At 62.2% G+C, this 11,655-nt stretch carries 12 protein-coding genes and 1 pseudogene; 7 read left to right on the top strand and 6 right to left on the bottom strand.

Annotated elements, in window-relative coordinates:
* Positions 1–134 (bottom strand): annotated as a pseudogene (gene pyrE / locus WA145_RS15555) (orotate phosphoribosyltransferase); the annotation flags it as partial.
* A 93-nt stretch (positions 135–227) separates the two neighbouring features.
* Here pyrE and WA145_RS15550 point away from each other — a divergent pair.
* Positions 228–1,007, top strand: coding sequence for an exodeoxyribonuclease III (locus WA145_RS15550; RefSeq protein ID WP_422582433.1), 780 nt, complete (start codon positions 228–230; stop codon positions 1,005–1,007).
* A 61-nt stretch (positions 1,008–1,068) separates the two neighbouring features.
* On the opposite strand, the gene WA145_RS15545 is transcribed toward WA145_RS15550, so the two are convergent.
* The gene (locus tag WA145_RS15545; RefSeq protein ID WP_422582432.1) at positions 1,069–1,440 is read right to left on the bottom strand and encodes a DUF4870 domain-containing protein; all 372 of its coding nucleotides are present in this window, start codon (positions 1,438–1,440) and stop codon (positions 1,069–1,071) included.
* Between the two features lie 41 nt (positions 1,441–1,481).
* A complete protein-coding gene (rph, locus tag WA145_RS15540) occupies positions 1,482–2,204 on the bottom strand; it encodes a ribonuclease PH (protein ID WP_422582431.1) in 723 nt (240 codons plus the stop codon).
* 141 nt (positions 2,205–2,345) lie between these two features.
* Between rph and WA145_RS15535 the strand changes: the two genes are divergently transcribed.
* The 6 genes from WA145_RS15535 (at position 2,346) to WA145_RS15510 (ending at position 7,737) form a co-directional block, all read left to right on the top strand.
* Positions 2,346–3,209, top strand: a complete 864-nt coding sequence (locus tag WA145_RS15535) for a YicC/YloC family endoribonuclease (protein ID WP_422582430.1) — start codon at positions 2,346–2,348, stop codon at positions 3,207–3,209.
* A 49-nt stretch (positions 3,210–3,258) separates the two neighbouring features.
* Positions 3,259–3,879: a guanylate kinase gene (gmk, locus tag WA145_RS15530; RefSeq protein WP_422582429.1), complete on the top strand. Its 621-nt coding sequence runs from the start codon at positions 3,259–3,261 to the stop codon at positions 3,877–3,879.
* 114 nt (positions 3,880–3,993) lie between these two features.
* Positions 3,994–4,257, top strand: coding sequence for a DNA-directed RNA polymerase subunit omega (gene rpoZ, locus WA145_RS15525; RefSeq protein WP_296130941.1), 264 nt, complete (start codon positions 3,994–3,996; stop codon positions 4,255–4,257).
* Positions 4,258–4,317: 60 nt separating this feature from the next.
* On the top strand, positions 4,318–6,426 hold the full coding sequence (gene spoT / locus WA145_RS15520; RefSeq protein ID WP_422582428.1) for a bifunctional GTP diphosphokinase/guanosine-3',5'-bis pyrophosphate 3'-pyrophosphohydrolase: 2,109 nt from the start codon (positions 4,318–4,320) through the stop codon (positions 6,424–6,426).
* A 147-nt stretch (positions 6,427–6,573) separates the two neighbouring features.
* Positions 6,574–6,954 (top strand): RidA family protein, encoded by a 381-nt coding sequence (locus tag WA145_RS15515; RefSeq protein WP_422582427.1) that lies wholly within the window; start codon positions 6,574–6,576, stop codon positions 6,952–6,954.
* Positions 6,955–7,002: 48 nt separating this feature from the next.
* Positions 7,003–7,737 (top strand): hypothetical protein, encoded by a 735-nt coding sequence (locus WA145_RS15510; RefSeq protein WP_422582426.1) that lies wholly within the window; start codon positions 7,003–7,005, stop codon positions 7,735–7,737.
* Positions 7,738–7,751: 14 nt separating this feature from the next.
* On the opposite strand, the gene WA145_RS15505 is transcribed toward WA145_RS15510, so the two are convergent.
* The 3 genes from WA145_RS15505 to nuoM are packed head-to-tail and all read right to left on the bottom strand — an operon-like array spanning position 7,752 to position 11,640.
* Entirely contained in the window at positions 7,752–8,603 is an 852-nt protein-coding gene (locus WA145_RS15505; RefSeq protein ID WP_422582425.1) for an SDR family oxidoreductase, read from the bottom strand.
* A 24-nt stretch (positions 8,604–8,627) separates the two neighbouring features.
* Complete coding sequence (gene nuoN / locus WA145_RS15500) at positions 8,628–10,103, bottom strand: NADH-quinone oxidoreductase subunit NuoN (RefSeq protein ID WP_422582424.1); 1,476 nt, start codon at positions 10,101–10,103, stop codon at positions 8,628–8,630.
* 7 nt (positions 10,104–10,110) lie between these two features.
* Positions 10,111–11,640: an NADH-quinone oxidoreductase subunit M gene (nuoM, locus tag WA145_RS15495; protein ID WP_422582423.1), complete on the bottom strand. Its 1,530-nt coding sequence runs from the start codon at positions 11,638–11,640 to the stop codon at positions 10,111–10,113.
* Positions 11,641–11,655: the final 15 nt, after the last annotated feature.

The raw sequence follows: 11,655 nt of genomic DNA, 5'->3' as shown, positions 1-11,655 counted from the left end.
GCCAAACCGCTGTCAAACAGCCCGGCATTGAAGAAATAAGGACTGATACGCCCGGATTTGAGGGTGAACTGGCCAAAGCGCAGAACCCCACGCTCGATGGCAAAACGGATGAAATCACGTTGATACGCTTGCATGGAAAAGCCCCGGACGGCACGGATTTACTAGGTAATTTAGCTAATAGAGGTGAGCTCGGGTATCATACACGCACGTGATTTTGGGGGCCATTTATGCGGATCATCAGTGTGAACGTGAATGGTATTCATGCGGCAGTCGAGCGCGGTTTGCTCAGTTGGCTGCAAGCACAGAATGCCGACGTCATCTGCCTGCAGGACACCCGCGCCTCCGCCTTTGAACTGGACGACCAAGCCCTCCAACTGGATGGCTACTTCCTCTATGCCTGCGATGCAGAAGTGCCCAGCCAAGGTGGCGTGGCGCTGTATTCGCGGTTGCAACCCAAGGCGGTAATCAGCGGTTTGGGCTTTGAAATGGCCGACCGCTATGGGCGCTACCTGCAGGCCGATTTCGACAAAGTAAGTATTGCCACCCTGCTGCTGCCAACCGGGCAAAGCGGTGATGAAAGCTTGAATCAGAAATTCAAGTTTATGGACGACTTCACCCACTATTTGGATAAGCAGCGCCGCAAGCGCCGCGAGTACATCTATTGCGGCTCGTTCTATGTGGCGCACCAGAAGCTCGACGTGAAGAACTGGCGCGACTGCCAGCAATCACCGGGCTTCCTCGCGCCGGAACGCGCCTGGCTGGATGAAGTGATTGGCACCATGGGCTATGTCGATGCGCTGCGCGAAGTCAGCCGCGAAGGCGATCAGTTCAGCTGGTGGCCGGACAGCGAGCAGGCCGAGCTGCTCAACCTCGGCTATCGCTTCGATTATCAGCTGCTCACCCCCGGTATGCGCCGCAGCATCCGCAGCGCCCGCCTGCCGCGCCAGCCGCGCTTCTCCCAACATGCGCCGCTGATCGTCGATTACGACTGGACTCTCAGCGTATAGCCCGATCAGCAGACAGCAAAAAGCCGGCAGATGTGCCGGCTTTTTATTGTCCGCAAGACGCTTATTTCACCAAGCGCCAGGCAAACGGATAACGGTAGGCCTGGCCTTCATTGGCCTTGATCCCGGCAATAATGGTCAGTACCAAGGCGGCGATGCCGACCAGCACCAGCAGCGGAAAACCTATCACCACTACCATCAGCAGGAAGCACAGCAGCGCGGCCAAGGCCACGCTGATCTGGAAGTTCAGCGCTTCCTTACCCTGAGCATCGACGAACGGATCAAGGTCCTTCTTGATCTGCCAGACGATCAGCGGCCCGAGTAGATTGCCGAAGGGAAACACCAGTCCGAGAAAGGCGGCGAAGTGACAGAACATGGCCCATTGCCGGGCCTCCTGGCTGGGCGTTGGCTGCGGCACTTGGGATTCGTCGCTCATGGTGCTTCTCCTTAGCGTTGCGGGTAGTAGGGTGGCGTTTATCAGTCAGCCAAAGCCGCCTGTTGCAGCTCGAACAGCTCAGTCATGCCTTTCTGCGCCAACGCCAGCATGGCGTTCAGCTCGGCTGGCTGGAACGGCGCGCCTTCGGCGGTGCCCTGTACTTCGATAAAGCCGCCGGTGCTGGTCATCACCACGTTGAGGTCGGTTTCGGCCGCGGAATCTTCCAGGTAATCCAAATCCAGCACCGGCTCGCCCTGGTACATGCCCACCGATACGGCGGCAATCATCTGCTTGAGCGGGTCGCCGCCTTTCAGGCCGCCGCGCTTCTTGATCACTTTCAGCGCATCGACCAGGGCCACCATGGCGCCGGTGATGGACGCGGTACGGGTGCCACCGTCGGCCTGGATCACGTCACAGTCGACATACAGGGTGTTCTCACCCAGCTTGGACATATCCAGCGCGGCACGCAGCGAACGGCCGATCAGGCGCTGGATTTCCAGGGTACGACCGCCCTGCTTGCCACGGCTGGCTTCACGCTGGTTACGCTCGCCGGTGGCGCGCGGCAGCATGCCGTACTCGGCGGTCAGCCAACCCTGGCCCTGGCCCTTGAGAAAGCGCGGAACGCCCGACTCGACACTGACCGTGCAAATCACTTTGGTATCGCCAAATTCCACCAGCACCGAACCCTCGGCATGCTTGGTGTAGTTGCGGGTGATGCGAATCGAGCGCAACTGATCGGCGGCGCGGCCACTGGGACGTTTCATCTAGGAATTCCTGCTCTGAATAAAAAATCTGCTCGGCATTATAGGGCCGTAAGCCCGTAGCGGTGTGCCGAATTGGGAGCGGCCGACGCACTGCGCTACAATCCTGCGCCTTCAGCTCCGACTTTTCCCGAGGTTCGCCCCATGATCCACAGCATGACTGCCTTCGCCCGCGCCGAGCAGGCAGGCGCCAACGGCACCCTGAGCTGGGAGCTGCGCTCGGTCAACCATCGCTATCTGGAACCGCACCTGCGCCTGCCGGAAAGCTTCCGCGACCTCGAAGGCGCGGTACGCGAAGCGCTGCGCAACGGCCTGTCGCGCGGCAAAGTCGAATGCACCCTGCGCTTTAGCGACGACAATGCCGGCAAAGCCCTGCAAGTCGATCTGCAGCGTGCCGCACAACTGGTCGCCGCCGCCGAAAGCGTAGCCGGCCTGATCAAACAGCCCGCGGCACTCAACCCGCTGGAAGTGCTCGGCTGGCCCGGCGTCCTGGTGGCCGACGCCGCCGACCCACAGACCCTCAACCAAAGCGCCCTAAGCCTGTTCACCGAAGCGTTGAACGAGCTGAAAAAGGGCCGCGAACGCGAAGGCGCGGAACTGGCCAAGCTGCTCAATGAGCGCCTGGACAGCATTCTCGAACAAGTGCTCACCCTGCGCGAACTGGTGCCGCAGATGCTCGCCGGACAACGGCAGAAGATTCTCGATCGTTGCGCCGAAATGCAGGCCGAACTGGATCCGCAACGTCTGGAGCAGGAGCTGGTGATTCTCGCGCAGAAAAGCGATGTCGCCGAAGAACTGGACCGCCTCAGCACCCACGTCAGCGAAGTACGCCGTGTGCTGAAAAGCGGCGGCCAGGCCGGCCGGCGCCTGGATTTCCTGATGCAGGAGCTCAACCGTGAAGCCAACACCCTCGGTTCCAAGGCCTTCGACACCCGCAGCACTCAGGCGGCAGTCAACCTGAAAGTGCTGATCGAGCAGATGCGCGAGCAAGTACAGAACATCGAGTAAGGCAAACCGCTACTGCTACTCTTCGAACAATGCGTTCCAGGATTGATCCATGAGCATAACCACCGGCACCCTCTACATCATTTCCGCCCCGTCCGGCGCGGGTAAGACCAGCCTGGTCAAGGCGCTGATCGACAACGAGGCGCAGATTCGCGTATCCGTGTCGCACACCACCCGCGCCATGCGCCCGGGCGAAGTGGATGGGGTGAACTACCACTTCGTCAGCCGCGAGCAGTTTCACGCCATGCTCGACAAGACCGAGTTCCTCGAACACGCGGAAGTCTTCGGCAATCTCTACGGCACCTCGCAGGAATGGGTCAAACAGACCCTGCGCGACGGCTTCGACCTGATTCTGGAAATCGACTGGCAGGGCGCGCAACAGGTCCGTCGGCTGATGCCGGAAGCCAAATCGATCTTTATTCTGCCGCCAACCCAGGAAGCGCTGCGCCATCGCCTGACCAACCGCGGCCAGGACAGTGGCGAGATCATCGAGCGGCGCATGCGCGAGGCCGTCAGCGAGATGAGCCATTACGTCGAATATGACTACCTGCTGATCAACGATGACTTTGCCCACGCCTTGAGCGACCTGAAGGCGATTTTCCGCGCCAATCAGCTGCTGCAAGGCCCACAACAGCAACGCCACAGCGGTTTGCTCAGCGAGTTACTGGTCTGACTTATCGCGCCGCGGCAAATCAAAGCTTCCCTTAATGCGGGTGATTTTTTAGACTATCCAGTCCGCTCGCCCGTTTGGGCCCAGCTCTATTACGCATTTGCTACGAGGAACACCATGGCCCGCGTTACCGTCGAAGATTGCCTGGATCACGTTGATAACCGCTTTGAGCTGGTCATGCTCGCTACCAAGCGCTCGCGCCAACTGGCTACCGGTGGCAAAGAACCGAAGCTGGCTTGGGAAAATGACAAGCCGACCGTGGTCGCGCTGCGCGAAATCGCCGCTGGCCTGATGAGCTACGACGTCATCGCGCAAGACGATATCGTCGAAGAAGAACCATTGTTTGCTGCATTCGAGGACGAGGCTAACGAGCCTCTGTAAGCCTATGCCGGGTCGACGTCGTCAGGCGCAGGGTCATCTGAATCGGCAAGGGGAACGCCCATGCCGAGCATAGACGCCCTCGCCGACAGACTTTCGACCTACCTCGACGGCGACCAGGTCAACCTGGTGCGCCGCGCCTATTTCTACGCCGAACAAGCCCACGACGGCCAACGCCGCCGCAGCGGCGAAGCCTACGTCACCCATCCCCTGGCGGTGGCAAGCATCCTGGCGGACATGCACATGGACCATCAGAGCTTGATGGCCGCCATGCTGCATGACGTGATCGAAGACACCGGTATCGCCAAGGAAGCCCTGGACGCGCAGTTCGGCGAATCCGTGGCAGAACTGGTCGATGGGGTCAGCAAGCTGACCCAGATGAACTTCGAGACCAAGGCCGAAGCCCAGGCCGAGAACTTCCAGAAGATGGCCATGGCCATGGCCCGCGATATCCGCGTGATTCTGGTCAAGCTGGCCGACCGCCTGCACAACATGCGCACCCTGGAAGTGCTGTCCGGCGAAAAACGCCGGCGCATCGCCAAGGAAACCCTGGAAATCTACGCACCGATTGCCAACCGCCTGGGCATGCACAGCATGCGCATCGAGTTCGAAGACCTGGGTTTCAAGGCCATGCACCCGATGCGCTCCGAGCGCATCCGCGCAGCGGTCAAGCGCGCTCGGGGTAACCGCAAGGAAATCGTCAACAAGATCGAAGAGTCGATCACCCACTGCCTGGCCCGCGAAGGCATGGAAGGCGAGGTGATGGGCCGCGAGAAGCACCTCTACGGCATCTACCAGAAGATGCGCGGCAAGCGCCGGGCGTTCAACGAAATCATGGACGTCTACGCCTTCCGCATCATCGTCGACAAGGTCGACACCTGTTACCGCGTGCTCGGCGCCGTGCACAACCTGTACAAACCCCTGCCCGGCCGCTTCAAGGATTACATCGCAATACCCAAGGCCAACGGCTACCAGTCGCTGCACACCACGCTGTTCGGCATGCATGGCGTACCGATCGAGATTCAGATTCGCACCCGCGAGATGGAAGAGCTGGCCAACAACGGCATCGCCGCGCACTGGCTGTACAAATCCAACGAGGAAGACCAGCCCAAGGGCAGCCACGCCCGCGCACGGCAGTGGGTCAAGGGCGTGCTGGAGATGCAGCAACGCGCCGGCAACTCGCTGGAATTTATCGAGAGCGTGAAGATTGACCTGTTCCCCGACGAGGTCTACGTGTTCACGCCCAAGGGCCGCATCATGGAGCTGCCGAAAGGCTCCACGGCGGTCGACTTTGCCTACGCCGTACACACCGACGTCGGCAATACCTGCATTGCTTGTCGCATCAACCGCCGCCTGGCGCCGCTGTCGCAAGCCCTGGAAAGCGGCTCGACGGTGGAAATCGTCACCGCTCCCGGCGCCCGGCCAAACCCGGCCTGGCTGAGCTTTGTGGTCACCGGCAAGGCGCGTACGCATATTCGCCATGCGCTGAAACTGCAGCGCCGCTCGGAGTCCATCAGCCTTGGCGAGCGCCTGTTGAACAAGGTACTGGCCGGCTTCGACAGCCGCGTCGACAAGCTCTCGCCCGAGCGAGTCAAGGCCGTGCTCGCCGAATACCATCAGGAGGTGATCGAAGACCTGCTGGAAGACATCGGCCTTGGCAACCGCATGGCCTATGTGGTGGCGCGCCGCCTGCTCAGCGACAGTGGCGATGCCCTGCCGAGCAGCGAAGGCCCGCTGGCGATTCGCGGCACCGAGGGCTTGGTGCTGAGTTACGCCAAGTGCTGCACGCCAATTCCGGGCGACCCGATTGTCGGCCACCTGTCCGCCGGCAAAGGCATGGTGGTGCACCTGGACAGCTGCAAGAACATCGGCGAGATCCGCCACAACCCGGAAAAATGCATCCAGCTGTCCTGGGCCAAAGACGTTACCGGCGAGTTCAATGTCGAACTGCGCGTCGAGCTGGAACACCAGCGCGGCCTGATCGCCCTGCTGGCCGGCAGCGTGAATGCCGCCGATGGCAATATCGAGAAAATCAGCATGGACGAGCGCGATGGCCGTATCAGCGTCGTGCAACTGGTGGTCAGCGTGCATGACCGCGTACACCTGGCCCGCGTGATCAAAAAGCTGCGCGCCCTGACCGGGGTAATCCGCATCACCCGCGCCCGCGCCTGATCGGCCAATACCCAAATTGCACAGCGCAATCAGCCGCCAGCTGTACTTTGACAGCCGCTGTGGCTTTCACCCAACCTAGGCAATCTAACTGGCAGTGCGCCCAGGCGCGCCGCAGTGTTCTACCCCATCAGCTTTGCAGGAGTTCCCATGAGCAAGAGCGTTATCACCAGCGACAAGGCCCCAGCCGCAATCGGTACCTACTCCCAGGCGATCAAGGCGGGCAACACCCTGTACATGTCCGGGCAGATCCCCCTGGACCCAAAAACCATGGAGCTGGTGGAAGGCTTTGAAGCCCAGACCGTGCAGGTGTTCGAGAACCTCAAGGCCGTGGCAGAAGCCGCTGGCGGTTCGTTCAAGGACATCGTCAAGCTGAACATCTTCCTCACCGACCTGGCGCACTTCGCCAAGGTCAATGAAGTCATGGGCCGTTACTTCGAGCAGCCCTACCCGGCCCGCGCCGCTATCGGCGTAGCCGCCCTGCCGCGCGGCTCGCAGGTGGAAATGGACGCTATTCTGGTTCTCGAATAAGTCCCGCGGCGGGGCCGCTGCCCCGCCCTTCCCTCTTGAGGACGGCCCATGCGCTGCCTGTTTGTTGCCCTGCTCACCGGCGCCCTGCTCAGCGGTTGCGCTAGTCCGTCGCATGACCCCAGCGGCACCTGGATCAACCAAGCCGCCATTGATGCCGCCGTCGAAGGCGGCAACCTGCGCGAAGCCCTGCTGGCCTACGGCCCCAATCTGGAATGGCAGCTCGACAACCCGCGCCAGCTGGCCAGTTTCAGCAATGGTTTCGAGCGTGGTGAAGGCAGCTTCGAGCGCCAGGCCGATGGCCAACTGCGCGTGCAGTTCTACGGTGACTTTCAGGAAAGCCTGAGCCTCGGCAACGGCGAACTTATTCAGGCGCAGAGCGATACCTGGCCGGAGCAGCGCTTTGTCCGCGCCCAGACAGCCCCAGGTCCACTTGCCCCGCCGGGGAGCAGCTTCGAACAGGCGTTGTACAGCGCCTACCTGGGCGGCACCTGGCTGATCGAGGAAGGCCTGGGCGAGGGCGGCCTGGTGCTGTTCCAGGCCGATGGCAGTCTACAGGGCCTGCCAGGCGCCGAGCGTTATGCCCTGTGCCTGGCAGGAGACTGCGCGGCCATGAGCGGCGAGTTCGACAGCCTCTGGCTGCAACTGGGCGACCAGGGACAAAGCTGGCTGTTCGAGCGTGAAGGCGATCAGCTGCGCGTCTTCGAAGCACTCAATCGCTCACAGATCGATGAAATGCCCAGCTACTACAAAGGCCAGCAGCGCTGGCTGCTGGTCAAACGCTAGCCCCTACCTATCCGCTACACCTGCGCCAGAATCATCCGGTAACCTTCGCGATAGCTCGGGTACTGCGGTGTCCAACCCAGGGCGCGGGCGCGGGCGTTACTGCAACGCTTGCTGCCCGAGCGGCGCACCGTCGATTGCTCGGACCAATGACTGACCTCCAGCTGCTCACGCAACCAGGCCACCACCTCATGCAGCGGCGCCGGCTGGTCATCGACGCCGATATAGCAATCATCCAGCGGCATACCACGGGCATCGGCCTGCAGCAGATAGGCCAGTAGCCCGGCCGCGTCATCGACATGGATGCGGTTGCCGTACAGCGGCGGTTCGCTGACCACCCGATAACCCTGGCGCACCTGCTTGAGCAACCATTCGCGGCCTGGACCGTAGATGCCGGTAAGGCGTACCAGGCTGGCGGGCAGCCCGCTATGCAAGGCCAGCTGCTCGGCTTCACGCATGATCCGTCCGGAGTAACTATCGGCCTCAGCAGGCGAGCTTTCATCCACCCACTCGCCGAGCTGTTGGCCATACACGCCACTGCTGGAAACAAACAGCAGGCGCTTGGGCCGCTGACCCTGTTGCGCCAGCCAGCTGAGCACGCGGCGCAGGCCGTCGACATAGGCGGCGCGGTAGCCGACTTCGTCATGGTCGGTGGCGGCCGCGCAATACACCAGGTAATCCAGCGGTTCGCTCGGCCAGGCGGCTGGGCAGGCGTCGGCATGCAGATCACCGGCAACCGGGCGAATACCCTGCGGCAACAGCGCCACGCTGCGACGCAGGCCGTACACCGTCCAGCCCGCAGCGTTCAGCTGCTGACCCAGACGGCTGCCAACATCACCACAGCCGGCAATCATCAGTGTCTTACTCATCGTTGCGTATTCCCTGGTTATTCATCAGGGCAACAGTGCCACCAAGCTGGCCTGTTGCACCAGCTCCAGCAGCGGCTGCGGGTATACACCGAGGAAGAACGCCAGTACGGCGACGAACAGCAGCATCATGCCGCCGGCACGCTGTGCCCAGTTGAACGGTGCATCGTGGCGACGCAGGTTCGGCTCAAGCATAAACAGGGTGACCATCACCCGCAGGTAATAGAACACGCCGATGGCACTGCCGATCACCAAAGCGGCCAGCAGCCACCACTGCTGAGATTGCACACCAGCGGCGACCACATAGAACTTGCCGATAAACCCAGCCGTCAGCGGAATACCGGCCAGTGACAGCATCATCACGGTAAGCACAGCGGTCAGGTAAGGACGGCGCCAGAACAGCCCGCGGTATTCGTATAGCGCATCACAATCGCGACCGCTGTAGGGCGTCGACATCAGGGTAATCACGCCGAACGCACCCAGGCTGGTCAGCACATAGGTGGCCAGGTACACGCCGACCGCTTCCACGGCCAGCCCTTTGCTGGCGATGAGCGCCACCAGCAGGTAGCCGAAGTGGGCGATGGAGGAGTAACCGAGCAGACGCTTGAGGTTGTTCTGCAGCAGCGCCAGCAGGTTGCCGAAGATGATCGAGGCAATCGCAATCAGCGTCAGCAGCTCATTCAGCCAGCCGCCGGCAGTGGCCGGCGACATCTGATACAGGCGCAGCAGCACGGCAAATACCGCGACCTTGCTGGCCGTGGCGAGGAAGGCCGCCACCGGCGCCGGCGCGCCCTCGTAGACATCCGGCGTCCACAGGTGGAACGGCACCAGCGACAGTTTGAACGCCAGGCCGATCAGCATCATGCCCACGCCCAGCTGCGCCAGCATGCTCGGCAGGCCATCGGCGGCCAGCTTGGCGCCGATACCGGCGAAGGTCAGGTTGCCGGATTCTGCGTACAGCAGCGCCATGCCGAACAGCAGAAACGCCGAACCGGCGGCGGACAGCACCATGTACTTGATCCCGGCTTCCAGCGAACGCTTGTTGAAGAAGGCGTAGGCGATCATGCCGTAGGTCGGCACCGAGAGCAGTTCCAGGCCGATAAACAGGCCCGCCAGATGCTGCGCGCTGACCAGCACCAGGCCGCCAGCGGCAGACAGCAGCATCAGCAGGTACAGCTCTTCGCGGTTGCCCGGGTAGCCCTTGCCCGATTCACCGCCCAGGTAGGCGTGGGTCAGCGTCACGCAGGCCAGGGTCGCGGCCAGCACCAGGGCCATGTAATAACAGGCGAACTTGTCCACCAGCAGCAGCGGGGTGACCTCGATGGGCGTTATGCCCAGGGCCGGCAGCAGCGACAGCAGGGCCAGGTTGAGGCCCAGCACCGAGAGGCCGAAGGTCATGGCGTGATTGCGCTTCCAGGCAATCGCCAGCATCACCAGCACCAGCGTGGCACTGGTGATCAGTAGCGGCAGCAGCGCGATAAAGTGTTGAGTCGTGAATTCCATACGCTACTTACCGGGCCGGAACAGGTTGATTGAGGGCGCTACCCAGCCACTGCTGCACGCCTTGCATGCTGGCAGCAGAGGTATCGAGCACCGGCTGCGGGTACACACCGAGCAGGATCAGCAGCACAGCCAGGCCAAGCACCATGCTCAGCTCGCGCAGCTGCAGGCCAGGCAAGGCGGTTTGCGCCTTGGCCGGACCGAAAAAGGCGCGGTGAATCATGATCAGTGCGTAGACCGAGCCGAATACCAGGCCGGTGGCCGCCAGCACAACGACCCAGGGCGCGCTCGGGAAGCTGCCCAGCAGGATCAGGAACTCGCCGACGAAGTTGCCGGTACCCGGCAGGCCCAGCGCGGCAGCGGCAAAGAACAGGCTGATGGCCGGCAGCCAGGGCATACGCGCCCAGACACCGCCCATCTCGCGCATATCGCGGGTATGCAGGCGCTCATACAGCTGGCCGCAGAGGATAAACAGTGCGGCGGCGGACAGGCCATGGGCGAGCATCTGCACCACCGCGCCCTGCAGGGCGATCTCGCTGGCCGAATAGATGGCGATCAGCACAAAGCCCATATGCGACACGCTGGAATAGGCCACCAGGCGTTTGATATCGGTCTGCGCGAACGACAGCAGCGCGCCGTAGATGATGGCGAACACGCCCAGCCACTGGGCGATGGGCGCAAACTCCGCCGAGGCATTGGGGAACAGCGGCAGGGCAAAACGCAGCAGGCCGTAGGCGGCGGTTTTCAGCAGGATACCGGCCAGGTCCACCGAGCCGGCCGTCGGCGCCTGAGCGTGGGCGTCCGGCAGCCAGGAGTGGAAGGGCACCACCGGAAACTTCACTGCGAAGGCGATAAAGAAGCCGAGCATCAGGATGTATTCGGTGCCGGCAGCCATCTTGGTGGTGAGCAGATCGGCGTAGTTGAAGGTCAGCACCCCGGTCTGGTCGAAGTGCACAAACACCAGGCCGAGGATCGCCAGCAACATGATCAGGCCGCTGGCCTGGGTGAAGATAAAGAACTTGGTGGCGGCGTAGATCCGCGTCTTGCCATCGCTGCCGCTATGCCCCCAGAGCGCGATGAGGAAATACATCGGCACCAGCATCATTTCCCAGAAGAAGAAGAACAGGAACAGGTCGACGGCGAGGAACACGCCGACCACGCCACCGAGAATCCACATCAGGTTGAGGTGGAAGAAGCCGACGCGGTTCTGGATCTCATTCCACGAGCACAGCACCGAGAGCACGCCGAGCAGGCCGGTGAGGCTGATCATCAGCACCGACAGGCCATCCAGCGCCAGGTGCACGCTGATGCCGAAACGCTCGATCCACGGCAGCTGGAACTCGGCCGCCCACTGCGGCGCAGCGCCAGGTGCGGGGGCCAGGCTGAAGTCACCAGTGGCCCACAGCCACAGGCCCAGGCCAAACAGCAGGGCCATGGTCAGCAGGGCGATCCAGCGCGGCAGGACATTGCCGAAGCGCTCGCACTGCCAACACAGCAGGCCGCCGATAAAGGGGATCAGGATTAGCCAGGGCAGAATCATGACGGTCGGTTTTCC

This window comes from Pseudomonas sp., from assembly GCF_049301935.1.
GTDB lineage: Bacteria > Pseudomonadota > Gammaproteobacteria > Pseudomonadales > Pseudomonadaceae > Aquipseudomonas.
The sequence above is the reverse complement of the archived record's forward strand: the minus strand, read 5'-3'. Positions and strand labels throughout refer to the sequence as shown.

What these genes read in the sequence shown, in the direction of transcription:
- WA145_RS15550 (WP_422582433.1), top strand. Translation starts at nt 228, where the DNA reads ATGCGGATCATCAGTGTGAACGTGAATGGTATTCATGCGGCAGTCGAG.
- WA145_RS15545 (WP_422582432.1), bottom strand. Translation starts at nt 1,440, where the DNA reads ATGAGCGACGAATCCCAAGTGCCGCAGCCAACGCCCAGCCAGGAGGCC.
- rph (WP_422582431.1), bottom strand. Translation starts at nt 2,204, where the DNA reads ATGAAACGTCCCAGTGGCCGCGCCGCCGATCAGTTGCGCTCGATTCGC.
- WA145_RS15535 (WP_422582430.1), top strand. Translation starts at nt 2,346, where the DNA reads ATGATCCACAGCATGACTGCCTTCGCCCGCGCCGAGCAGGCAGGCGCC.
- gmk (WP_422582429.1), top strand. Translation starts at nt 3,259, where the DNA reads ATGAGCATAACCACCGGCACCCTCTACATCATTTCCGCCCCGTCCGGC.
- rpoZ (WP_296130941.1), top strand. Translation starts at nt 3,994, where the DNA reads ATGGCCCGCGTTACCGTCGAAGATTGCCTGGATCACGTTGATAACCGC.
- spoT (WP_422582428.1), top strand. Translation starts at nt 4,318, where the DNA reads ATGCCGAGCATAGACGCCCTCGCCGACAGACTTTCGACCTACCTCGAC.
- WA145_RS15515 (WP_422582427.1), top strand. Translation starts at nt 6,574, where the DNA reads ATGAGCAAGAGCGTTATCACCAGCGACAAGGCCCCAGCCGCAATCGGT.
- WA145_RS15510 (WP_422582426.1), top strand. Translation starts at nt 7,003, where the DNA reads ATGCGCTGCCTGTTTGTTGCCCTGCTCACCGGCGCCCTGCTCAGCGGT.
- WA145_RS15505 (WP_422582425.1), bottom strand. Translation starts at nt 8,603, where the DNA reads ATGAGTAAGACACTGATGATTGCCGGCTGTGGTGATGTTGGCAGCCGT.
- nuoN (WP_422582424.1), bottom strand. Translation starts at nt 10,103, where the DNA reads ATGGAATTCACGACTCAACACTTTATCGCGCTGCTGCCGCTACTGATC.
- nuoM (WP_422582423.1), bottom strand. Translation starts at nt 11,640, where the DNA reads ATGATTCTGCCCTGGCTAATCCTGATCCCCTTTATCGGCGGCCTGCTG.